Annotated in this window: 21 protein-coding genes and 1 tRNA gene; 7 read left to right on the forward strand and 15 right to left on the reverse strand. The window is 47.3% G+C overall.

Annotated elements, in window-relative coordinates; translation table 11 throughout:
• Positions 1-4 precede the first annotated feature (4 nt).
• Genes cobC through cobT form a run of 3 tightly spaced genes read right to left on the reverse strand, consistent with a single transcriptional unit; the run spans position 5 to position 2,393 of the window.
• Positions 5-586 carry an alpha-ribazole phosphatase gene (gene cobC, locus A7981_RS10335; RefSeq protein ID WP_067267749.1) on the reverse strand — a complete coding sequence of 194 codons (582 nt, stop codon included), beginning with the start codon at positions 584-586 and terminating at the stop codon, positions 5-7.
• On the reverse strand, positions 583-1,359 hold the full coding sequence (locus A7981_RS10340) for an adenosylcobinamide-GDP ribazoletransferase (protein ID WP_254258554.1): 777 nt from the start codon (positions 1,357-1,359) through the stop codon (positions 583-585). Before A7981_RS10340 ends, cobC begins: the two co-directional genes overlap by 4 nt.
• Positions 1,356-2,393, reverse strand: coding sequence for a nicotinate-nucleotide--dimethylbenzimidazole phosphoribosyltransferase (gene cobT, locus A7981_RS10345; RefSeq protein WP_067267751.1), 1,038 nt, complete (start codon positions 2,391-2,393; stop codon positions 1,356-1,358). Before cobT ends, A7981_RS10340 begins: the two co-directional genes overlap by 4 nt.
• 180 nt (positions 2,394-2,573) lie before the next feature.
• Here cobT and A7981_RS10350 point away from each other — a divergent pair.
• The 3 genes from A7981_RS10350 to A7981_RS10360 all read left to right on the forward strand — a co-directional run bounded on the left by A7981_RS10350 (position 2,574) and on the right by A7981_RS10360 (position 3,380).
• Positions 2,574-2,649 (forward strand) — tRNA-Phe (locus tag A7981_RS10350).
• 111 nt (positions 2,650-2,760) lie between these two features.
• Positions 2,761-3,087, forward strand: a complete 327-nt coding sequence (locus tag A7981_RS10355; RefSeq protein WP_067267754.1) for a rhodanese-like domain-containing protein — start codon at positions 2,761-2,763, stop codon at positions 3,085-3,087.
• A gap of 47 nt (positions 3,088-3,134) precedes the next feature.
• Positions 3,135-3,380, forward strand: coding sequence for a sulfurtransferase TusA family protein (locus A7981_RS10360; RefSeq protein WP_067267756.1), 246 nt, complete (start codon positions 3,135-3,137; stop codon positions 3,378-3,380).
• 77 nt (positions 3,381-3,457) lie between these two features.
• Here A7981_RS10360 and A7981_RS10365 read toward each other — a convergent pair whose 3' ends face one another.
• A complete protein-coding gene (locus tag A7981_RS10365; RefSeq protein ID WP_067267926.1) occupies positions 3,458-6,292 on the reverse strand; it encodes a valine--tRNA ligase in 2,835 nt (944 codons plus the stop codon).
• Between the two features lie 271 nt (positions 6,293-6,563).
• Between A7981_RS10365 and A7981_RS10370 the strand changes: the two genes are divergently transcribed.
• Positions 6,564-7,253, forward strand: a complete 690-nt coding sequence (locus A7981_RS10370) for a lamin tail domain-containing protein (RefSeq protein WP_067267928.1) — start codon at positions 6,564-6,566, stop codon at positions 7,251-7,253.
• A 6-nt stretch (positions 7,254-7,259) separates the two neighbouring features.
• Positions 7,260-8,258 carry an SdiA-regulated domain-containing protein gene (locus A7981_RS10375; protein WP_067267758.1) on the forward strand — a complete coding sequence of 333 codons (999 nt, stop codon included), beginning with the start codon at positions 7,260-7,262 and terminating at the stop codon, positions 8,256-8,258.
• An 86-nt stretch (positions 8,259-8,344) separates the two neighbouring features.
• Here the strand turns inward: A7981_RS10375 and A7981_RS10380 are convergent, their stop codons facing one another.
• Positions 8,345-9,259: a hypothetical protein gene (locus tag A7981_RS10380; RefSeq protein WP_067267761.1), complete on the reverse strand. Its 915-nt coding sequence runs from the start codon at positions 9,257-9,259 to the stop codon at positions 8,345-8,347.
• Positions 9,260-9,270: 11 nt separating this feature from the next.
• On the reverse strand, positions 9,271-9,837 hold the full coding sequence (locus A7981_RS10385; protein WP_067267763.1) for a LemA family protein: 567 nt from the start codon (positions 9,835-9,837) through the stop codon (positions 9,271-9,273).
• A gap of 145 nt (positions 9,838-9,982) precedes the next feature.
• Here A7981_RS10385 and A7981_RS10390 point away from each other — a divergent pair, with 145 nt between their 5' ends.
• Together A7981_RS10390 and A7981_RS10395 are read left to right on the forward strand one after the other, a co-directional pair.
• A complete protein-coding gene (locus A7981_RS10390; protein ID WP_067267766.1) occupies positions 9,983-10,423 on the forward strand; it encodes an NfeD family protein in 441 nt (146 codons plus the stop codon).
• A gap of 29 nt (positions 10,424-10,452) precedes the next feature.
• A complete protein-coding gene (locus A7981_RS10395; protein ID WP_067267768.1) occupies positions 10,453-11,298 on the forward strand; it encodes an SPFH domain-containing protein in 846 nt (281 codons plus the stop codon).
• Between the two features lie 2 nt (positions 11,299-11,300).
• Here A7981_RS10395 and A7981_RS10400 read toward each other — a convergent pair whose 3' ends face one another.
• The 9 genes from A7981_RS10400 to A7981_RS10440 form a co-directional block, all read right to left on the reverse strand.
• On the reverse strand, positions 11,301-12,047 hold the full coding sequence (locus tag A7981_RS10400) for a molybdopterin-synthase adenylyltransferase MoeB (protein ID WP_067267770.1): 747 nt from the start codon (positions 12,045-12,047) through the stop codon (positions 11,301-11,303).
• Positions 12,048-12,797 carry a prepilin-type N-terminal cleavage/methylation domain-containing protein gene (locus A7981_RS10405; protein WP_067267772.1) on the reverse strand — a complete coding sequence of 250 codons (750 nt, stop codon included), beginning with the start codon at positions 12,795-12,797 and terminating at the stop codon, positions 12,048-12,050.
• A complete protein-coding gene (locus A7981_RS10410) occupies positions 12,794-14,395 on the reverse strand; it encodes a hypothetical protein (protein ID WP_067267774.1) in 1,602 nt (533 codons plus the stop codon). The genes A7981_RS10405 and A7981_RS10410 overlap by 4 nt, the downstream gene beginning before the upstream one ends.
• 37 nt (positions 14,396-14,432) lie before the next feature.
• Complete coding sequence (locus tag A7981_RS10415) at positions 14,433-14,948, reverse strand: hypothetical protein (protein WP_082889295.1); 516 nt, start codon at positions 14,946-14,948, stop codon at positions 14,433-14,435.
• Positions 14,945-15,556: a hypothetical protein gene (locus A7981_RS10420; RefSeq protein ID WP_067267776.1), complete on the reverse strand. Its 612-nt coding sequence runs from the start codon at positions 15,554-15,556 to the stop codon at positions 14,945-14,947. The genes A7981_RS10415 and A7981_RS10420 overlap by 4 nt, the downstream gene beginning before the upstream one ends.
• Complete coding sequence (locus A7981_RS10425) at positions 15,553-17,157, reverse strand: hypothetical protein (RefSeq protein ID WP_067267778.1); 1,605 nt, start codon at positions 17,155-17,157, stop codon at positions 15,553-15,555. Before A7981_RS10425 ends, A7981_RS10420 begins: the two co-directional genes overlap by 4 nt.
• A 69-nt stretch (positions 17,158-17,226) precedes the next feature.
• Complete coding sequence (locus A7981_RS10430) at positions 17,227-18,432, reverse strand: type II secretion system F family protein (protein ID WP_067267780.1); 1,206 nt, start codon at positions 18,430-18,432, stop codon at positions 17,227-17,229.
• 6 nt (positions 18,433-18,438) lie between these two features.
• Positions 18,439-20,142: a GspE/PulE family protein gene (locus A7981_RS10435; RefSeq protein WP_067267933.1), complete on the reverse strand. Its 1,704-nt coding sequence runs from the start codon at positions 20,140-20,142 to the stop codon at positions 18,439-18,441.
• 50 nt (positions 20,143-20,192) lie between these two features.
• On the reverse strand, positions 20,193-21,377 hold the full coding sequence (locus tag A7981_RS10440; protein WP_067267784.1) for a tetratricopeptide repeat protein: 1,185 nt from the start codon (positions 21,375-21,377) through the stop codon (positions 20,193-20,195).

Consider the following 21,377-nt stretch of genomic DNA (forward strand, 5'->3'; position numbering starts at 1 on the left):
CGCTCTAAAGATTCACAAACCCAACACGGGTGACTTTTTCATCGACGATAATCTGCGTCACGCTGCCGTAATTGATCTGCAAGCGGAATGCATTCATCAAGGGCAGGTTGAGTGCTTCAGCGACTAATGCCCGTATCACGCCAGCATGGGTAAACACTACGACAGGCGATGCATCTTGAATGTTAGCGCTCACTTCGTCCAGAAAGCTCTTGGCGCGAAGATGCAAGCTATGAAAAGACTCACCTTGTGGCGGTGTCTGCATCACATGCTCTTGCGCCCAAACATCGATCAAGCCTCTGGGAATATCATCCCACTTTTTTAGCTCCCAGTCTCCAAAATGCAGTTCCATCAATCTGGCATCTTGTCGGATGTCGCCCAGACTCCATCTATCTGCAATCGCATTGGCAAGTTTGAAGCACCGCGTTAATGGGCTACTGTAAAGCACAGGATTCACAAGATGGCGCAATTTTTCCGAGAGCACTTCAAACTCTTGGTGAAAAGTTTCGGTAACCCCTACATCACTTTGCCCATAACATATACCTGCTTCAACATCAGGTGTGGTATGTCTGACTAGATAGATATTCATGCCACCCCTTTCCATATAAGAAAACCCGCATAAAAGGCAATCTCAGTGAGTTGCTGCATCGCACCTAGACAATCGCCCGTGTATCCACCCAAGCGTTTTTTTAATTTAAAGCTAAACCAACACCAAACGCCGATCACAGCTAAAATACCTAAAAGCATAGGTTGCCACGGCAATAAGCTCATGGGTAACAAACCAAAAATGCCCGCCATGACCAATTCACTTCTACTTAGTTTTGTGGCCAACGGTTTAGCTTTACCGCTACTGCGTACATAGTCTTGCGTGTAAATCACTGCCACGGCGGCAAAACGGCTTACTGCATGTGCCGCGATCAAAACAAAAGGCAAGATCACGATTTGGATGTTGATCAGAAGCTCGAATTTGGCAAGTAAAGCCATTACCAACGCAATGGCGCCATAACTGCCGATGCGTGAATCCTGCATGATAGTGAGCACTTGCTCTTTATCCCATCCGCCGCCAAGGCCATCTGCCGCGTCTGCCAAGCCATCTTCATGGAATGCACCTGTGAGATAGATGCTAGCGATCATGCTAGTGATGACGGCAATATCGACAGGCAGGATTTTGGCCACGATCCAGTAGATTAGCGCTGCAATCAGCCCGATCAGGATGCCGATGAGCGGGAAATACCGCGCTGCATGATTCAACTCCGATTCATGAAAATCAGCGAGATAAGGCACCGGTAATCGGGTAAAGAAACCTATCGCGAGTATCAGTCGCCGCAATTCCTGCAAAAATAGAGAATGCATCGTCATCATGCCGTGCTGACATTGGCAGATTCAAACGATGCCATGTCATTCAGGAAATTCACCGCCGCCTGCACCAAGGGATAAACTAGCGCAGCCCCTGTACCCTCGCCCAAACGTAAACCTATATCCAATAAAGGTTGCGCGTTCAATCGCTCAAGTAAAAGGCGATGCCCAGACTCATTAGAGCAATGGGCAAAAACACAATAGTCTTGAATCTCAGGTTTCATACGGCTTGCCACCAACAAAGCAGCGGTCGCAATAAACCCATCAATCAACAGGATCGCTTTCTTTTCTGCGGCACCCAGCATGGCACCGACCATCATCGCTATCTCAAAACCACCGAATGTCGCTAATACAGAAAGAACATCCTGTTTGTCCAATGCATGGAACTCGATCGCCTTGATAATAATGTCAATTTTCTTTTGTAGCCCAGCATCATCCAGCCCCGTCCCTCTGCCCACGCATTCATTTGCAGGCAGATCACATAAAACTGCCATCAGCGCAGATGCTGCGGAAGTATTGCCTATACCCATCTCACCAAACCCGATGACATTCGTGCCAGCAGATATCTCGGTTTGTGCCAGCAACTTTCCTTTAGCAAGCGCTTGTTCACACTCGTCTTCGGTCATGGCTTTTGAGGTCAAAAAGTTATTGGTTCCCATACCGATTTTGGCATCAACCAGCCCGATATGCGCTGGGAACACATGATTCACGCCTGCATCGATAGTGCGCACATCCAGACCATTCATTTTGGCAAAGACATTAATGCCAGCACCACCAGCAAGAAAATTCAGCACCATCTGCTGAGTGACCGCTTGCGGATAGGGGCTAACACCCGATGCGACAACGCCATGATCACCAGCAAACACCATCATCACCGGCCGCGATAGCGCGGGTACCAATGTGTTCTGGATCAAGCCTATCTGTAAAGCCAACGCCTCCAATCGCCCAAGTGACCCCAGCGGTTTTGTCTTGTGATTGATCTTATCTAGCAAATCAGCAGCTAATGCCTGATCGGGCGTTTCTATGTGGAAATTCATCATTAAATAGCAGTTCTTAATAGGGTTTATAGATACTGATTCAAGCAATCACTTAGCCATTGATGATAGGCTATAGCGCGAATCACCGCATGCATCCACAGTAAAGTGATTTAAGCCATGACAATAATTCGGGAAGTTTGCTATAATAGCGCCCTTGCCTCGGTTTCCAAACCTTTGCATGTTGGCCGGGTAGCTCAGTCGGTAGAGCAGCGGATTGAAAATCCGCGTGTCGGCAGTTCGATTCTGCCCCCGGCCACCACCCCTTGGTTTTGATGTATTTTCGCCCAGAAACCATACCGCAGTTGCCTTTAAGTCCAGATTCATTCAAAGTAATATCTCTCACGTTAATTATTGATCAGGCGAATGTTTGATGACTGGTTATAAAGAAATAGACGCAAAAGAATTGTTTGACATGATGTCGAGCCAAAAACTGGTATTGATTGATGTCCGCAATGATGATGAAGTCGCGCGTGGCACCATTCCCGGTGCCTTGCATATCCCCCTTGCCATGATTCCCGTGAAATACGATTCGCTGAACGATCAGAAAGCATTGGTTTTTTATTGCCACAGCGGTATTCGCTCTGCACAAGCCTCTGCTTACCTAGCAAGTAAAGGCCGCAATAACATATTTAACTTGCAAGGCGGTGTACTTGCATGGGGACGAGCAGGTTATCCATTCGCGCCTAAAGACGCATAAGACATTCTTACATCAAGATATTCTAAAAGTAACGCAGGAAAACTCCATTGGATTTCGATAAAGAGCTAGACGCTCGTGGCTTGAATTGCCCTTTACCCATATTGCGCTGTAAAAAAGGACTGGCTGAGTTGACTGGCGGCCAAGTATTAAAGGTATTGGCAACAGACCCGGGCTCGGTTAAAGACTTTCAGGCATTCTGCAAGCAGACAGGCCATGAGATGTTGGCTATGGAAGAGAACACAGAAGCCCCCAAGAAAGAATTCATCTTTCATATCAAAAAGCGTACTACCTGACTTTTAAGTAAATAAGCCTGAGATTTAATCTCAGGCTTATTATTTTGCTGACCCAGAATCTGAAACCTATCAGCAAGCTATTTTAGTCTAGTCAATTGCGCCTGTAGCTTCTCAACACTTGCTGCAAAACCAGCTAAACGCTCTTTTTCCTGAGCAACTACAGCTGCTGGTGCGCGCTCAACAAAGCTGGCATTACCCAACTTGCTTTCGGCTTTTGTTATTTCACCTTGAATGCGTGCAATCTCTTTACTTAAGCGTTCTTTTTCCGCAGCAACATCAATTTCGATCTTAAGCATGAGCCTGAAATCACCTGCCAAAGCTACAGGTGCATCTGCCTCAGGCAGTTCGCTCACGATCTCGACATCTGCTAATTTAGCCAGCGCTTTAAGGTGAGGTGCGTAAGCTTTTAGTTTTTCAGCATCACCAGCTGCAATCAACGGCACGCGCAATGCAGGTGAGATATTCATCTCTCCACGCAAGCTACGGCAAGCATCTACCGCTTCTTTAAGCAAAGCGACCCATGCCTCGTCTGCCTCATCTATCTTCGATGACTGGCTCTTAGGATAGGCTTCCATCATGATCGTCGGGCCAATACGGCCTGAAAGCGGGCCAACAGTCTGCCAAATCTCTTCAGTGATAAATGGCATGATCGGATGGGCAAGACGCAATATCGTCTCAAGCACTCGCAACAAAGTACGGCGTGTTGCGCGCTGTTCGGCATCAGTACCGTTCTGGAGCTGAACCTTCGCTAACTCCAGATACCAGTCACAATACTCATCCCACACGAACTTATAGATACTTTGTGCCACATTATCGAAGCGATATTCGGCAAAACCCTTTTCGATATCTGCTTCAACACGCTGCAATATACTGACGATCCAACGGTCAGCCTGCGAGAAATGCAGATAACCTTCAGGTTGGGTCTTGCAGTCTTCAAGGCCGTTATCCTTGCCTTCGCAATTCATCAATACAAAGCGGGTCGCATTCCATAGCTTATTGCAAAAATTGCGATAGCCTTCACAACGTTGCAGATCAAACTTAATATCGCGACCGGGTGAGGCAAGTGATGCGAAAGTGAAACGCAAGGCATCGGTACCGAACGCCGGTATGCCTTCAGGGAATTCTTTACGCGTGCGCTTCTCTATCTGTTCTGCTTGTTTTGGATTCATCAAGCCAGTTGTACGCTTAGCGATCAATGCATCAAGATCGATACCGTCAATTAGATCTATAGGGTCAAGCACGTTGCCCTTGGACTTACTCATCTTCTGGCCTTCGGCATCGCGAATCAGGCCGTGCACATACACATCCTTAAACGGAATCTTGCCGGTGATGTGTTTGGTCATCATGACCATACGCGCCACCCAGAAAAAGATGATGTCGAAACCTGTGACTAGCACAGACGATGGCAGATATTGCTGTAACGCCTGATTAGCGGCATCTTTTTCTTCGTCGCCAGTCCAATCCAAGGTCGAGAACGGCCATAACGCTGAGGAGTACCATGTATCCAATACATCTTCATCACGCTTCAGATTACCGTGATACCCATCGTTGGCAGCAAGCTGGATAGCCTCTGATTCACTATGCGCAACATAGATCTGCCCACTATCGCCATACCAAGCGGGGATTTGATGCCCCCACCATAGCTGGCGAGAGATACACCAATCCTGAATATTATTCAGCCATTGGTTATAAGTGTTAACCCAGTTCTCAGGAACAAAGCGGACCTCACCACTTGCGACAACATCCAGCGCTTTTTGCGTGATGCTCTTGCCATCTGCGGCAGGTTTGCTCATGGCGACGAACCACTGGTCAGTTAGCATAGGTTCGATAACCACACCAGTGCGGTCACCGCGCGGTACTTTAAGTTTGTGTTTGTCTACCTTGACCAGATATCCCTGCGCATCCAGATCAGCAACGATCTGCTTACGTGCAGCAAAACGCTCTAGGCCTTGATATTGAGTAGGTGCGGCATCATTGATATGACCATCTAATGTCAAAATACCAATCATCGGCAATGAATGGCGCTGCCCTACTGCATAGTCATTAAAGTCATGCGCAGGCGTAACTTTCACCACGCCCGTACCGAACTCACGATCAACGTAATCATCAGCAATGATAGGGATCTCACGATCGCATAATGGCAATTTTACTGTTTTGCCAATCAGGTTCGCATAGCGTTCATCTTCAGGATGCACCATCACCGCCACGTCACCCAGCATGGTCTCAGGGCGTGTCGTCGCCACAGTCAGCTGTCCAGAACCATCAGCTAGTGGATAGCTGATATGCCAAAGATGGCCGTCTTCCTCCTCAGAAACCACTTCAAGGTCTGAAACAGCGGTATGCAGTTTAGGATCCCAGTTCACCAAACGCTTGCCGCGATAGATCAGGCCTTCGTTATATAGGCGAACGAATGTCTCGGTAACGGTTTTTGACAAACCTTCATCCATGGTGAAACGTTCACGTGACCAATCAGGTGATGTGCCAAGGCGGCGCATTTGGCGAGTAATCGTACCGCCAGAGTACTCTTTCCATTCCCAGACTTTTTCCAGAAACTTCTCACGCCCCAAATCATGGCGTGATACGCCTTGCGCATCCAATTGACGCTCTACGACAATCTGTGTGGCGATACCAGCGTGGTCTGTGCCCGGCTGCCATAAGGTGTTATCTCCGCGCATACGATGGTAGCGCGTCAAGGCATCCATAATGGTTTGGTTAAATCCGTGGCCCATGTGCAGGGTACCAGTGACATTTGGCGGTGGCAGCAGGATGCAGAAGTTATCTTGCTTAGCTGCATCAAGGCCTGCGGAATAGTAACCATGATTTTCCCAGAACTCGTACCAGCGGCTTTCGATTTCTTTGGGATCAAAGGATTTAGCGAGCGTATTTTCGCTTGTTTGTGCGTCTGTATTCATAGCGCGCAATTCTAACATAAGGCTAAGGACTAGCGATTGAGCCTATGCCAACTCATCTGAGTTTTGAGTTACAGATTTTATGCAATGACTCTCCCAGCAAAATATCAGAAACGCCATCTTAGTTTAATAATTAGTTCATATTCGCTCGCTACTATTTCGCGAGTCTTGGTTTTAGGTCTTGGGTTTAGATAGTGGAGAGTTATAAAAACCTGTCTCCAAGACATCTTAATCAAAAGCGTTTTAACTATTCATATTTATCATGGAGAAGATTTTGAAAAAATCCTTGGCAGTTCTCATCGGTTTACTTTTATCGACTGCAGTCGCTCAGGCGCAAGCAGCTATCATCATTTCTGAAGTTGCTCCATGGAGCAGCGGCAATTCTATCGTCGGTGCCGATTGGTTTGAGCTGACTAATACGGGCAATTCATCCCTCAGCATTTCTGGCTGGAAAGTAGATGATAGTTCCAACTCATTCTCTGCAGCCTTGGCGCTGAATGGCATCACCAACATCAACGCTGGTCAGTCAGTTATCTTTATTGAAGGCACTGCCGCCACTGCTACTACTTTTGTTACTACCTGGTTCGGATCTAACGTGCCAGCAGGTTTTGCCATTGGTTATTACAGCGGCTCTGGTATCGGTTTGAGCGCAAGCGGTGACGCACTGAACATCTATAACGCATCTGGTGTTCTACAAGCAAATGTTACCTTCGGTAATTCTGATTCAACCTCACCGTTCCAGACTTTTGACAATGCTGCCGGGTTAAACAATACGGCTGTTTCTCAGTTAAGTGTACTAGGTGTGAATGGCGCATTTAAAGCAGCAAATAGTGCGAGTGAAATTGGTTCACCTGGCTTGATCGCTGCTGTTCCTGAGCCAGAAAGCTATGCCATGCTCTTAGCAGGTATCGCATTGATTGGTGCTATCGGCCGCAAACGCCAATCTAAATTGAATCAAGGATAAGCTGTCATGAAATTCTCACATTTAATTATCGCCTTACTTACGATAAGCGCGGCACCTGCCTATGCTGCCAGCGCGCTCAATTTGGGCAGTTATTCAGTTACTGGCAGTTACGCACTAGATGCACTGAATGGTTCTAGTGGCGGAATATCAGGCCTTGAGGCATCTGCAGTCACTTACGCCCAAGATCGCGGTTCACTATTTTTTGTAGGGGATGAAGGTACTGGTGTCATCGAGATTTCATTGACCGGCCAGACATTAGGCTATATGAATTTCGACTGGTCTAACACTGGTAGCACCAAGCATGACACTGAAGGTTTAACCTATCTAGGCAATGGCGTTTTAGTTGTCGGTGAAGAGCGTTTATATGATGCCTATCGTTTTAACTACAGCGCTGGTGGCACTGCTAGTTTAGCGAATAGCACTGTCTCCATCAGCAATGCGAACGTTGGTAACAGTGGCATGGAAGGCATCAGTTACGACGCACGTAATGGTGGTAGCTTTGTCGCAGTCAAGCAAGAATCACCTGAAGATATTCTTGGCGGCACCTTAACCTTTGGCGCAAATGGCAGTGGCGTAGCCAATATGTCACAACTGTTTAACCCGGCAATGTTAGGTCTTGCTACATTGTCTGATGTACAAACCCTATCTTCAGTAAATTCACTTTATGGTACTTCTGGTGCCGATAATTTACTTTTGTTAAGCCTTGGTTCGAGAATGCTGGTAGAAGTTAGCCGCGATGGTCAGTTGATCAGCTCTTTTGATCTTTCAACCGTTGTACCGCATAACGGAATCGAAGGTGTTACTGTCGACGAGAACGGTACAATTTACCTAATTGCCGAGCAAGAGCAAGATGGTAGTGTTGCGCTTGAAGACGCGCGTTCTAGGCTCATCGTGTTGTCTTCATTGAATGTACCAGCCGTACCAGAAGCAGATAGTTACGCCATGCTGTTAGCAGGGTTGGGCTTAATCGGCTTTGTACTTCGCCGTCGCTCAGCAGCAAAATAACCGTACCGTAGTCAAAAGCCCTGACCATGCTTAACTGCATGCGTCAGGGCTTTTTTGTTTTAGTTATTCAGAATGCCTATCACTACCTAGTTGAATAGCTCCACCAGATGATGCCCCTGCCAAAACCACATCGTGGCAATCGTCGCCAAAAAGAAAATCGTCAAATGTGCCAGACCCCACCATACATAGGTATTACGTAATTTTTGCGGTGATAGATTAGATAGCAGGAAAGGCTGACCACTCTTCTTGGGTGCCCGCATCACATGCACGCCATCTGCAGCGCGAATCTCTCTATGCTGCTTCTCGATTTCGCGAATGGCAGCCCTGCGCGCTAGCTCCCATTCTTTAAGGTCGACTTCGCCATTACCATCCAAATCAAAACGTTGTAGCAACTCATTTGGATTTTTCTTCCATGCAGCCAGTAATGCGGTCACATCACCTTTCATATCCAAGTGAGTATTAGCGCCCCCTATCGTTGAGAACTCCCCAAGCGCATACACCGCGTGGCTACGCAACAGTTCTTCAACATACCTATAATTGCTTCTATGTGTCACTTTCTTTTCTGGTGATATCACTTCAGCATGATCGGGATCGATAAAACAACGGCCAGTCTTGTCAGTGATCTCAATCGTGCTATCACTTACGCCACTACCAATCCGCTGCCATTTATTGCCATTCTTTTCATAGGTGGTATAACGAAACCATACACATGGTGACATGCTATGCGGACTTAACAGCAGATTGCCATCTTCCATCGTGGCGCGACCATATAGCTCAACATACCCTTGCGCAGCCGAGGCTATACGCGATGTCGGCGTATCAGAGATAGCACGGCATCTTTTATAGTTAGAGGCCCATGCAAATAGGCTGATCAACCCGATCAACCCCAAACAAGTGGCCCAGACCGAACTATCATTGGAATGGGCGGCAATCGCCAACAATGCAAGATGACCAAAAGAAGTGATCGCATCGGCATAATGGCCGCGCAAAGACTGCAACATATCAGGCCTACTTAGCTATTAAACCGCTTACTGATATCGATATCCTTAAGCTCAGCACTCGCAAAACGCAGTAGTTCAAATGGCGGAAAATTGAATACCTTCGCCACCAGCAGATCGGGAAACTGCTCGATACGTACGTTGTTGATGTTCACACTCTCATTGTAGAACTCGCGGCGATCAGCAATGGCATTTTCCAACCCGCTGATGCGTGATTGCAGATGCAGGAAATTCTCATTAGCTTTTAACTCTGGGTATGCTTCTGCGACTGCAAAGAGATTACCTAAACCAGCACGCAACGAACCTTCAGCGGCACCCAGTGCACGTACATCATGCGATTGCTGCGCACTAGACACCTGTGAGCGTGCCAACATCACCTTTTCAAGCGTTTCTTGCTCATGCTTCATATATTGTTTACAGGTGTCGATAAGCTTAGGCAACTCATCATGGCGTTGCTTGAGTAGCACCTCGATATTCGACCACGCCTTGGATACGTTATTCTTAACACTCACCAAACTGTTGTATAGCATGATGATATATAGCGCCAAAACGACCAATACCACCAAAGTCACGATCCCCATATTTTCCCCCTTTAGTTAACGCTCATGAGTGTACTGCCTTGATGCCGCGAATACAATTAACAGAAAGCCAGCGGTAGCCCATAGTGACAAAAAATGCTTATTTTTCTGTTACGATGTGTTCTATAAATCAAGAAAAGGATGTCACGTGCACGCTGTCTGGAGTTGGGGAATTATCGGCCTGATTTTGTTAGCCCTTGAGATGGTCACCGGAACATTCTATGTTCTATGGTTTGCCATCTCGGCACTCATTATGGCGCTGCTGTTATGGATATTTCCCGATATATCCACCGCGCTACAGATATTCCTGTTTGCTGTGTTTGCACTGGCTTCACTCACTATCTGGAAGCTTACTCACAAAGAGACGACTGACTTACACATTGGTCAATCGAAAGGCGACGATATCGGGCGCATCGGTACCATTATCGAGGCAGTGAGTTTAAAGCAAAACGGACGCATCCAATTCGCGCAAGGTGTCATGGGTAGCCGTGAGTGGATAGCAGTCTCGAGTGAAGAAATCGAGATCGGCGCTGATGCCGTTATCGTCGGCATTGAAGGCAATAGCCTGAGAGTACAACGTAAGGTTTAATAAATCAGCTTTAACAAAAAGGAAATGCCATGCTTGAATTAATGATCGTCCTCCTCATCCCTGTGGTCGTAGCCGTATGGCTGGGCATCCGTATCGTGCCCCAAGGGGAGGAGTGGGTCGTTGAGCGGCTGGGAAAGTTCCACGCGGTGATCACCCCTGGTCTGAAGATTATCATCCCTGTAGTCGATAAAGTGAGCTATAAAGTCACCACCAAGGACATCATCTTGGAGATTCCCGAGCAGGAGGTCATCACCCGGGATAATGCGGTTATCTTAGCGAATGCTGTTGCTTTCATGAAAGTCACCAATATCGAGCGCGCGGTTTATGGCATTGATAATTTCAGCGAAGCCATGCGCAATATGGTGCAAACCAGCCTGCGCTCGATCATCGGCGGCATGGATCTGAACCATGCACTAACATCGCGTGACCGCATCAAGGCGGAGTTGAAGATCGCAGTGGCCGACGAAGCCGCAGACTGGGGCCTAACTGTGAAGTCAGTCGAGATTCAGGATATCAAGCCCTCAGCCAATATGCAGCACGCAATGGAACAGCAGGCATCAGCAGAGCGCGAGCGCGTGGCCGTTGTAACACGCGCTGAAGGCGATAAGCAATCGCTGATCCTAAATGCAGAAGCACGGCTGGAAGGCGCCCGTAAAGATGCCGAAGCACAAGAGGTCGCAGCTAGAGCTTCTGCTGAGTCTATCCGTTTGATTGCTGAGGCAGTAAAAGAAAACAATAGCTCTGCGACATTCTTACTGGGGGATCGTTACATCCAAGCGCTACAGAAAATGTCAGCCTCCGACAATGCCAAGATTATCATGATGCCGGGCGATGTGGTGAGCGCAGTTAAAGCGTTGGTAGGTAGCGGAAAATAATTTTAGCGATTGCAAACCTTACAGGCTGGATCTTTATTCAGCCTGATAGAGCGCCATTCCATCGATAAAACATCAAGCAACAATAATCGGCCTTGTAAACTTTTACCGATATTGACTATCAACTTCATTGCCTCTGCTGCCTGCGTTGTACCGATCATGCCCACTAGCGGCGAAAATACACCGTTATCAGCGCACCGCAACTCCTGATCAGACCCTGAATCAGGAAACAAGCAGTGATAACACGGGCTATCATCATGACGCATATCAAATACCGTCACCTGCCCTTCAAAACCAATAGCAGCACCTGAAACCAGCGGTTTGCGCAATGTCACACAGATGCGGTTAAGCGCATAGCGTGTGGCAAAATTATCGCTGCAATCGATCACCACATCTGCTGATTCAACAAGTTTGGTTAATGACGCTTCGGTGGATTTCTCTTGTACCGTATTCACAACAACTTCTGGATTAATCGCTTGAATGGTCTGCTGTGCAGAAACTGCCTTATTAAGACCAACAGACTTTGTACTATGCACAATCTGTCGCTGCAGGTTCGTGAGATCAACATCATCAAAGTCACAGATCGTGAGCCTACCGACACCGCCTGCGGCGAGATACAACGCAACCGGAGAGCCTAATCCACCAGCACCCACAACCAATGCATGGCTTTGCACTAAGAGGTCTTGCCCTTCATAACCCAATTGAGGCAGCAGAATATGGCGGCTGTAGCGGAGAAGCTGGTTGTCGTTCATTTAATGCAATTGCCCTGCCTGAATCATGGCGTTATAAAGAATGTAAGGCGATATCCAGACAACGATATGGTCAAACTCCCCATTGGGGTCATTGGCACGAATATCGTGACTCACAAATACCCTATCTCCATCGAGATTGGCAGCCTCATCCAGTCCACCACTGCCCAAGTTTGCTGTGGCTCCAGTCGAATAAATGACAGCCACAGCATTATTAATAAGATAGTTATTCTCAGGGGTTGTTGCAGAACATGTGGTGGAGCTAATCCCCGTAGCGCTCAGGCAAACTCTGAGATCAGGGGTCAAACTTGCGATACCTACCGTATTCATGTCCCCTGCTGTCGTAAAATCTGCAGTAGCCGCGCCACCTTGACTGCTTGGCGTGACCGTATAGCCAATACGATTGTTCCAGCCATCAATCGCAAACCCGTTACTATCGGTGGGCTGAATGCCCAATGTGGCCGCAGGCAGAAAACCATTAAATACCTCGCAGGTCACCCCATCGGCCAGACGTGCTTCAATACCACTACTCCCCGCAGTTGCGGGACAGGGCAAACGCCCTTGTGACTGGGCAAAACCCATCAATGCCTTTTTGGCCAGATCTAATTGAGTCTCGGTCTGGCGCTGAAATCCGATTTCACGCTGGGCTTGTATCGGTAGCAATAATGTAGATAACACCAAGCCGAGAATCACCAGCACCACGGCCATCTCGACCAAGGTAAACCCACGATTACGGGAAAAATCAGCTCTCATGGAGCCACCACAAAAACTCTATCATTATAATTAAGGGTTTTCTGCTTGCTACGGGCTTCGTAAACATTATTCAAATCAGTGTTCTCGACTGTGTCCAGATAATCCTTCAGATCGCATGATGGCCTCACTTGTGCCGCATTCTTTGCCGTAGCAAAAGATACTTCTGTAATTGCCGGACCTGTTGTCACGACAAGCGCACTAATACCTGTTCTAGCCTGTGCACCAGCACCCGATGTCAATGTGTGTGAACCATCTCGTGCCATCGTCGTGTAGTGGATAAAATCTTGCCAGCGATTAGTGGTGAACCAGCTAGGCAAAGACAGAACTTCAGCACAACCATCGAACGCAATTCCGCCAGAGGCCAAACAGGATACAGTGCTTACTCCGCATGCATCCGCTACGCTTAGACTACAACTGCCGTTAGCTGCCGTAAACTTACCTCCAATAAACTTGACACTTCCCGCACCTGTCGAAGAGCATGTACCCCAACCATCACATGTAAATGTTTGCGCACCCGAGCAGCTCCCTTTACCAGTACATGAGCAGGTAGTACTAGTAAAAGTACAAGCTTCACTATGAGATGAGAAGCTGCCAGAGGCAATAGTATAATCTACCGTTGCAACATCTACCGGCAATCCACCTGCCGTATTACCCGTCACACATACATACTTTTCTCCACTACCGGCACCGCCTGTCACTGCCGCATAAGGGAAGTGGCCATGAGAAACGAAATAGTTATTTAGTGTTACTTTGGCTTCATTTACCGCACGTACCTCCAATACAGCTATCAGTTCATCTATCGTGATATACACCAACCTATCATTAAGTACCTCATCCTTTTGTCCACCTATAACAAAGCTTTTACCTGATACTTTTTCTTCGTCACTGTACTCATAGTTCTTAACAAGTATCCCATTGACTATTGTGCTCTCAAGAAAAGCACTGGCAGGGGGCGTAACGCTAGAACGATCTTGACCAGATAATGGCCTCCCGGGAGCCATGAGTACTACAGCTACCCTATTTGATAGTAGATTACCGTTAATGTCATATACCTTCATCCAAGGATATGCACTGGTGGCTGTATTGCCAGCATAAGGACTCGGCAGTAAAAGATTCACGTTTTGCATACCGGGGTTAATGATAGGATCTCTGCCCGGACTCTGGTATTCATGCACCAGATTACGCGATACGGCATACCATAAACGATTTCCATCGGCATCTTGTAAATCAAGTCCCATACTGGTCTGAGGGGAAATACAAGGATTTGTTTGTCCGCGTTGAGGAAACTGCCCAATCAAATAGCTATAAGAAAATGGATTGGCAGCAGCAGGGCAATCACTTTTACCGTCATAATTTGGATTGGTTGATTCAAGACGATCTGGGTAAAGCATCATCCCGGGAACATTGGGGTGACTCACCGCCCACCCAATTAATACTTCTTTAGCTTCTGCGAGCACTTGATAGGTTTTTTCTTCATGCGATGCCTGCATAGAATCTGCATCAAAACTTTTCATGACGTAAGCCATTGTGGCCAAAGTAATGATAAACATCATGAGAATCAGGGCAGCACCTTGTTGCCTATTATTTGGAACAGACATATCAACGCGCTGATCGGGCAACCATCGCCTCATCAGCTTATCTCAATTCATTTCCCGGCTGAGCGGGTTGCTGCCCGTCATTACCGATGGAACCTGTTTCGCTCACTGGTTTGGCATGGGTGGCAACCTCGCTCACAGTACCCGTATCAGGCGTATAAACCTGCCCGGCTTTCAGATTCAGGTTTTTGCCATTGCCGGGTACGACGATCTGTACTTGGTTACCATCAGCTCCCACCTTGCCAACCTGTACATTACTATTGGCTGAGTTTTCACGCATGGGCTGATTATTGATCCATACGGTGCCTTTTTTTCCATCATTACGCTTTACATAACCCTGCACGGAAATGTTAGTAGGAGGAGTGGGCAAATCTGTTTCATCAGGGTTGGCAGTCTCGGTTTCCTTGAATACATTCACCTTGCTGGTTTGGCGCAAGTAATCAAGATTCGATCTTTCAGCGGGCGTAGTGAACAATCGGCCAAAACTCTCGGCAGCCATGGCTGTATTAGCCAGCGCGAACCCAAATGTAACAACTACCAGCCAATACCTCATCATGGCTTAGACTCCTGCGGCTCATGCATGGTGAGCCAATCCAGTTCGCATTTCGCCTGCATATTGGGACTAAATGTATTGGGTATACTTTGCACAAGCCTTGTGAGCTCACAATCCCGCAAAATAAAAGGGGTGGTCTCTTCGGCATCCAGTGCATTGATTAAAGTGAGCAGATCACCTTCATGTAGCATCGATAACTCAAGTTTCATCAATGAATGCTTGGGTTTGAATGTGCCAGCATTCAGCGGAAAAGTCGGCTTGTAATCCTCTTGTGAAGCAATGCTGTAATTGATTTTAAAAAACTTGTTTTTCTGATGGATGGTGCGCAGGCTATCGACCCATTCAATACGCCGTTCTTCACCAATAAACCCGTCATTGACTAAAGCTTGATATAGCGGCAGGTATTTAACAATCGTCTCTTTTTCATGGCCCGAGGTCCGGTACTTTTGCTGCGCTTGGGCAAGCTGGTTTTTTTGCGCACCAAGACCTGACTTCACTACATTCTTATGATTTTCGGCAACACTAACAAAAACTGTGATGAATATCAGCGCCAAGGCAAATATGATGAGCGGGACGCGTAGTTTTAACCATTCTTGCCGAGTTAACTTCATGCGGCAGGCACCTCTTGTTTGAGGATGATCTTTAACTTGAATAGGGCCGCAGATTGCAAGCTGGTTTTTTCATCATTGGTGCTACCTTGCAAATTGGTATAGGAGCTCACATTCACTGGTGCCTGCAATATCTCGACTTTTACCACGGCGGGATTGGCCTTCAGCTGTTCAGCCAATTTATTCACGGAATTAAGCGCAGCACGGTAATCCCCTGTGAAATTCCTCAGTTCTCCATTGATAAACCCCGTTTCATACATAATGGTAGGGTCGGGAATAAAATTGGACGTCGTCACAGCCGCCACTTCGCTCGTCACCTGATTGGTGACACTTGCATCGTTATCTTTAATATTGGTATCGTTCGTTTGCAACCAGCGCAAACGGTTGATCTGAATTTCCGGCAAGCCGCTCATAGCACTGCTGACAATCGCCATCATACGGTTGGGCGTTTTAATATAGGGCTTGATTGACTGATGAGCCTCGACCACAAGTTCAAGATCGGCACTGGGAATCGGCGTCGACGGAAAATCTTTTGCCACCTCGTTATAGCGTTGTTCTTGTATGCGGGTATCTGCTGCTGCCTGCTGTGTCTCAGCAACAAAATCAGAGGCCTGTTTCAGGTACATGCCACAAAATAATAGGCCGCCTAAGCACACCATCGCAGTGGCGACATTGATGGATTGCCTGACAACATTGACCTGATGCTGCTTGATAAAATTCGATGGGGCGAGGTTATCCGGCACATGCCCGATAGCAAGCAAATGCATGTGCAAAAGCTCAGGATTATTCTTGAGCAGATTCGCCTCGAATTTTACACTTCTTGCCAACTCCGCCAGATCAAGGCGCTCGCATTCGATACCTTGTTCCTGCTCGATATTACGGCAGATGACCTTACTACCCTCAGTATCAAGGCTAGGCAGCACCATATTCAGCGCGGTATCTCGGGCGACAAATTTTTGGCTGATCAAGTAAAGGCGGGTCTTCTCTGTTTCAACCAGATAGAAATAACCAAGCCTGCTCTCAGCATCTGCATTGATTGGCGCTAAACGACTGATCCGCAGATGACCATGATGTAGATAGGTTTGGCGCAAACCTGAATTGAGGCGCTCACTTAGAATGATATGAGGCTGCGTAAGACGCATACGCTTGACGATGGCCTGACTCAGCATCGACAGCATATAAACACCTGCCAATGGTGCCTGCTGGGCTTCGATGATGTCGATCCAGCATACAATAAAATCCGCTTTGCTTAAGGCAAAGAAAAGGAAACGATCATCTTTGCGCTTTGTTTTTTCACGATTAATAAAGTGTGCTGCACGGAACACCAGATTACGATAAAGCTGCCCAAGCTTGCGGTCTACTAGCTCGCGTCTTGCGCCACCAAACGTATGCGGAAGACTCTCAAGGCGGTAATCCTCTTCAACAGAATCAACCAGAAGATGAATCTTGGTATTCGGGTATTGCTGCAAGAAACTGCCAAAATCCTGCTTACCTTGTTCAGTGTGCTCAAACACCTGAAAAGATTGCAGTTTGCGTAGCGTCCAAACACCAGCAGTAAGTTGGTTGCCCGAAACGCAAAGAATGATCTTGGTAAAAAGCGCCATGTGTTTAATGCACCTTAACCATGGCACTAATAAATAAAATATGCTTAAACATATTGCTTACATACCTCATTAAAGTTTGAGCTTGCTGAATGAATCGTAAACAGGGCCCAGCACTGAGAACATAATGAACGCCAAAATCGCACCCAATATAACCGTCAGCGCAGGCTCAAGCATTTTCAACATACTCTCTATGGATTCACTGACATCCCTATCGTAAAAATAGGCGATCTTGAGCAGGGATTTATCAAGCGCGCCTGTGTTTTCGCCAACCTTGATCATACGCACCACCAGTGGTGGGAATAAGCCCGCATTGTGAAAACTCTCACTCATGCTATCACCCGCATTAATCTGCTGGTGCACACGATTCAGCGCATCAGCCACCACACGATTGGATACGATATCCTCACAGGTCTTGATAGCATCTAGGATAGGAATACCCGTTTGATACATCAAAGCAAAATATCGGGCAAAACGCGCTAGGATGATCTTTTGCAAGATGTCGCCCGTCACCGGTAAGTGTAGTTTGATATAGTCGAATCGGTATCGTGCCTCAGGCACTTTAGAGATCACGATTTTTAATCCCGCAATAAACAAAACCGGTAGTGAAAGAATCAACCACCAATAATCCACAAAAGCATTTGAGATAAATATCAATATCTTGGTTTGTATCGGCAGCTCTTGCCCCATATTACGCAAGAATGACACCATCTGTGGCACAAGGTAGATCATCAGAAAAGTGATCGCGCCCAGTACCACAAACAACACAAAAGCCGGATATGCGACTAATCGTTTAGTTTGTGAGATGAGCTCATATTGCCATTTAAGGGTCGTGGCAAGATTCTCAAAAACTTCGGGCAGATTACCGGTTTGCTCACCTGCTTTTACCAAGCTAACGAATACGTTATTAAAGACCCGCGGATGATTCGCCAATGCGGCAGAAAACTGTGTACCGCCTTCGACATCATCAATCACGGCCGCTAATATCTTCTGAAAATGCGGATTAGGGTTGCTATCACGCAAATCGCCCAAGCCTTCCAGCAAAGGCACGCCTGCGCTTGTCAGTTGCTCCAATTGAAAGCAGAACATCACAAGATCTTGCAGGTTGACTTTCTTCGCACTGAATACGGTGGCACTTTTTGTCACCGCACGAAAAGTAATCAGGCTGAGGCCAATACGCTCGAGCCTTAACTCAAGATCAACCTCATTCATCGCATCGACCTGCCCATGTGCAGGGCGTCCAATCTGATCAACGGCTTTGTAGTTGTAGGTCGGCACGGAAGATTAACTGATCCGGTTAGTCAGATCGATTACACGCATCACTTCGGCTAGGCTGGTATAGCCTTCAAGAATCCGCCGAGCGCCATCATCTGCCAAGGTAATAAAACCTTTACTGTGGGCAAGTGCGCGCATCTCATCCAGAGGTGATCGACGCGCTATCAAGGCATCCATATCGCTATCGATACGTAATAATTCGATGATCGCCATACGACCGCGATATCCGCTATAGGTGCAGCGTTTGCAACCTACATTACGATAGATCGTCACATCTTCACGCGGTTTGACGCACAGTAGCTTTCGCTCTTCATCATCTGGCGTATGCGGCTGCTTACAGTGCGGGCACAGTACACGCACCAAACGCTGTGCGACTACGCCGATGATGTTACCTGCCATGATATCCGGCGAGATGCCAATATCAAGCAAGCGTGGAAATGTACCTAAAGCCGAATTGGTATGCAGCGTGCTGAATACTTGGTGACCTGTCATCGCGGCACGAAATGCCATCGTAGCAGTATCAGAGTCACGGATTTCACCGACCAGAATAATGTCAGGATCTTGCCGCATGATGGAACGAATACCGTTGGCAAAATCCAGTTTATTGACTTCGGCCACCGAGGTCTGGCGCATCATGGTCACCGGATATTCCACCGGGTCTTCCAGTGTCATGATATTCACCGCTTCGGTATTCTTGAATGACAATAACGAATATAACGTGGTGGTCTTACCGCTACCGGTTGGGCCTGTCACGACCACGATACCTTCAGGACGCGTCATCATCAATTTCAGCTCATCCAGCGTATCGTTTCGCATGCCCATGCGCTCAAGCGGGATGATCGATTTTTCACGATCCAGCACACGCAATACGATATTCTCGCCATGAATAGTCGGGTGACTTGCCACCCGAAAATCGATTGGGCGACCGCACAAACTGATTTGCAAACGCCCATCCTGCGGCGCGCGCGTTTCCGCAATATCCATACCGCTAATGACCTTAAGACGAACAACAATAGCAGGCCAGAATGTCTTATGTAAGCTGCGAATCTGCTGTAATACGCCATCGATACGATATCGAATACGCAAGAATGCATATTCCGGTTCAAAGTGAATATCGGATGCATTGCGTTTTACCGCATCCATCAATAACGCACCCACCAGCCGGACAACCGGTTGGGTATATTCATTATCATCACCCTGCAAGCTCTGATAATCGATCTCGCCAGTTTCAATCTCACGCAAAATGCCGTCGACAGAAAGCTCGTAGCCGTAGAATTGATCTATATATTCTTCAAGCTGCGCTTCTGCGGCAAGCAAAGGCTTAACCTGTATTTGGCCACCGACCATCGCACGTAACTGATCTAGTGCTACTACGTTGAACATATCCGCCATCGCTACGACTAATGATTTAGTCAGTTCTTCATAGGCGATTGGCAACAGATGAAAACGGCGGGCAAAATCTTCCGGCACCAGCTTCAAAGCATCGGCATCGGCGATCACGGTGGTGAGATCAATACTTTCCTGACCGATAGTGTGAGCGACAAGATCGCGCACCATGGCCTCCGTCACAAAACCTAGACGTACTAGCTGACGGCCCAATGGTATATTATTCTGATCCTGCTCCATCAACGCGATGCGCAGTTGATCCTGGCTGACCAGCCCCTGCTGTACCATTAGCTCGCCTAAGCGCAGCTTGCGCCGTTGCTCAGACATGATTTCAGCCATTAATACCCATCCGGTTCATTTAAAAATGCCTTTTGTTCTTAGTATGTTTGCAGTTGCAGGATTCTTGACTCTAGTTGAGCGCGATCAAGATTTCCACCAGTCTGAGGTAAAAGCTCCAAAGCACGCTTGTAATATTGCAACGCCAATGCAGGTTTGCCAAGCTGATCCAAACTAACGGCCAAGTTAAATGCATACTCAGCATTCGATGAATCAAGATGATGCGCTTCAAAATATGATTGCTGCGCCGCAGCCCATTTACCTTGCTCGGCATACAAACTGCCAAGCGCTGCATGCAGATATGCTGTTTGAGGCTGTTGCGTTAGTAAACTCTTGATTCGCGATTCGCTTGCGACCGGGTCAGTTTGGCTAACGAGAGAAAGTATCGCTGTTTGGGCAATCGCATTTCTTGGTTCGATCTCCAGCACTTTGCCATACCAGCCTTTGGCATCGTCATTGCGTCCCTGATGTGTGGCAATCGCGGCCATGCCGAGTAACGCATCAACATTCCGTATATCGGACTGCAAAACTTGGCGATAGTTACGTTGTGCAGTCACATCATCACCCGCCATCAAAGACTGATAAGCAGATAACAAGACCGGATTCACTGTCGTTACAGCATTATTACGTGTGATCTGCACAGCCGTATCTTTAGAAAATTCGACTGGTTCACCAAACACACGTGGCGCAGGTTTTGCAACCATCGATTGAGATTGTAAGTTAGTGTTAGCTTTCAAGCGCTCTTCTGAATATGCCGCATCTTGATCAGGATTGATTGTATTCTTGGCAGCCGTATCACTCTCTTTTATGACACTTGGCTCGATCACGCCCGAAGCAGTTTCTTCAATAGACACCGGTTTTTCTATCGGCACTACTGGCGCTTTTGCAACCACCAGATCTGGCTGCGTCAATGATCCAATATACGTATAAAGCGCTATACCAACCAATATTAATAGCGCCACACTGACACCTACAATAATCAGGAAATTTCTTGAAGTCGTGTTTGATTTGTTTTTAGCTGCGAACATGGTGGCTGCAGCACGTTGCGTATCATGCACTTGCTCAGCCGCAGCAGCTCTAGCCACATTTTCTTCGAGCGAGAACGTTTCATTATTGCTGGATGTATCTGTAATTGGCTCGAGCGAGAACTCATTCACTGATGTAGCCTTCACATCAGTATTTTTCCCTTGCTCCGCTTTCTCAAGCGCCTTAATTAGCAGACTCAT

Origin of the sequence: Methylovorus sp. MM2, assembly GCF_001648895.1 — a bacterium.
In the GTDB taxonomy this organism is placed as follows: Bacteria; Pseudomonadota; Gammaproteobacteria; order Burkholderiales; family Methylophilaceae; genus MM1.

Bases quoted from the DNA above. Each gene is read 5' to 3' on its own strand.
- cobC (WP_067267749.1), bottom strand. From the start codon at position 586: ATGAATATCTATCTAGTCAGACATACCACACCTGATGTTGAAGCAGGT.
- A7981_RS10340 (WP_254258554.1), bottom strand. From the start codon at position 1,359: ATGATGACGATGCATTCTCTATTTTTGCAGGAATTGCGGCGACTGATA.
- cobT (WP_067267751.1), bottom strand. From the start codon at position 2,393: ATGATGAATTTCCACATAGAAACGCCCGATCAGGCATTAGCTGCTGAT.
- A7981_RS10355 (WP_067267754.1), top strand. From the start codon at position 2,761: ATGACTGGTTATAAAGAAATAGACGCAAAAGAATTGTTTGACATGATG.
- A7981_RS10365 (WP_067267926.1), bottom strand. From the start codon at position 6,292: ATGAATACAGACGCACAAACAAGCGAAAATACGCTCGCTAAATCCTTT.
- A7981_RS10375 (WP_067267758.1), top strand. From the start codon at position 7,260: ATGAAATTCTCACATTTAATTATCGCCTTACTTACGATAAGCGCGGCA.
- A7981_RS10380 (WP_067267761.1), bottom strand. From the start codon at position 9,259: ATGTTGCAGTCTTTGCGCGGCCATTATGCCGATGCGATCACTTCTTTT.
- A7981_RS10385 (WP_067267763.1), bottom strand. From the start codon at position 9,837: ATGGGGATCGTGACTTTGGTGGTATTGGTCGTTTTGGCGCTATATATC.
- A7981_RS10395 (WP_067267768.1), top strand. From the start codon at position 10,453: ATGCTTGAATTAATGATCGTCCTCCTCATCCCTGTGGTCGTAGCCGTA.
- A7981_RS10400 (WP_067267770.1), bottom strand. From the start codon at position 12,047: ATGAACGACAACCAGCTTCTCCGCTACAGCCGCCATATTCTGCTGCCT.
- A7981_RS10405 (WP_067267772.1), bottom strand. From the start codon at position 12,797: ATGAGAGCTGATTTTTCCCGTAATCGTGGGTTTACCTTGGTCGAGATG.
- A7981_RS10410 (WP_067267774.1), bottom strand. From the start codon at position 14,395: ATGTCTGTTCCAAATAATAGGCAACAAGGTGCTGCCCTGATTCTCATG.
- A7981_RS10415 (WP_082889295.1), bottom strand. From the start codon at position 14,948: ATGATGAGGTATTGGCTGGTAGTTGTTACATTTGGGTTCGCGCTGGCT.
- A7981_RS10420 (WP_067267776.1), bottom strand. From the start codon at position 15,556: ATGAAGTTAACTCGGCAAGAATGGTTAAAACTACGCGTCCCGCTCATC.
- A7981_RS10425 (WP_067267778.1), bottom strand. From the start codon at position 17,157: ATGGCGCTTTTTACCAAGATCATTCTTTGCGTTTCGGGCAACCAACTT.
- A7981_RS10435 (WP_067267933.1), bottom strand. From the start codon at position 20,142: ATGTCTGAGCAACGGCGCAAGCTGCGCTTAGGCGAGCTAATGGTACAG.
- A7981_RS10440 (WP_067267784.1), bottom strand. From the start codon at position 21,377: ATGAGTCTGCTAATTAAGGCGCTTGAGAAAGCGGAGCAAGGGAAAAAT.